The following is a 1,609-nucleotide window of genomic DNA, read 5'->3' on the forward strand; positions in this document are numbered from 1 at the left end:
AAATATTACAGGTGATATCAAAGAAGAAGTAAATGAAATAATTGCTAAAAATGATAGTTCTTTAAATACAGATAATGTGCCAGAAGTTGTTCCAAATAAGCCTAGTGATGATTTAGTTATTCCAAGTAATCCAAATACAACACCAGATACGCCAAGTAATCCTAATAATAATTCAAATACTACAAATACACCAGATAATAAATTAGATGATAATAAAGTTGTATTGCCTAGTGTTCCTGTTGTAAAAGATGAAAAAGAATGGACTAAATTAGAACCTTCTATTCCTAATAAATTTTTTGCTAATAATAATGTGAATAGTTATTATTACTATTCAGAAGATTTAAATTCTAAAAGTGCAGCTAGTCTTAATTTAGGCACTATGACGCTTGATTTATATGGTAGAAAATTAGAAGATGATAAGAGTGTTAAATCTTTTGATTATTATACTTTAGATGGCAATAAAAATACTCTTACTAGCAATAGTTACAATGTTTCTGATATAGGAATTAAAGAAATAAAAACTCAAAATTATAACTTGCAAAATACTAGTCTAAATACACCTAATGCTGAAAAGAATTTAGAATATTCATCAGATTATGCTAGTTTTAGTGCGAATAAAAACGAATTAAAAGCTCAATTAGTTGGTATTAATTATGATTTAAGCAAATCAGATTTATCTCATTTTACAACTTTAAAAGATGATTGGAATAGTTTTAAAAATGATATAGAAAAAAATAATCAAACAGCTATTAATTACTATTCAAATACAAATTCTGCCGCTGAACTTGATTTATCAAGAGGACTTTTAACTTATTATTCAAAAGAGCAAACTAAAAAAGATGGTAGGGATAGTGCTTATAATTTAAGATATTTTGTTATGAACCATAATTATTTGCAAATGCGTGAATATGATATAGAAGATTTAGAATACAACGGCTATACAATGAATTTTAAAGCTCCTACTATTGTAGATTCAACTTCGGATCATTATAGAACTACTGCTTATGTCAATAAAGAACAAGTTGAATATACAGCAACGAAAAATGGTAGTTTGGATTTAAATATTTTAAATATAAAAGAAAATTTAAAATTTACTAATTCTTCAAATTATAGAAAGCAATTAGCTGATTGGGATAATGAAAAAAATAAATTCTTTAAAGAATTTTACACAAACCCAGCTCAAGAATTTTATTATGCTGATACGAAAAACAATTATGTTAAGTTAAAGCCAAGTGATTCGTATTTTGCTAGTTATAGCAAGATTAATGATACTTCTGATGTTTTATTTGAATTACAGAATAGTAAATTATTAGGAGTGTATAATAAAAATAATGTAATAACTAGAATAAATCCTCAAGTAAATTCAACTATGGATATTGATAATTCTCAATATAAATTAAAAATTGATAGTAACGAACTTGATAAAACTTCTATTAAATTAGAAACAGAAACAAGTAAAGCTAAATTACAAATAGAAAGCAAAATAGCAAATGAGGATTTAAAGATAAAAACAGATGAATTAAAAAAATCTTTAAATGTTTCAGATATAAACAAAAAGATTAACGAGATTAAAAGTAAATAAGGAATATAGATGAGAAAACTTGTAATT

1 protein-coding gene is annotated in these 1,609 nt (G+C 24.6%); it reads left to right on the forward strand.

The window, feature by feature from the left end; all coding sequences use genetic code 11:
* A partial coding sequence (locus tag AVBRAN12642_RS09645; protein ID WP_336607734.1) for a hypothetical protein occupies positions 1 to 1,582 on the forward strand: 1,582 nt, incomplete at its 5' end.
* Positions 1,583 to 1,609 lie beyond the last annotated feature (27 nt).

Source organism: Campylobacter sp. RM12642 (genome assembly GCF_020137635.1).
Taxonomy (GTDB): Bacteria; Campylobacterota; Campylobacteria; order Campylobacterales; family Campylobacteraceae; genus Campylobacter_E.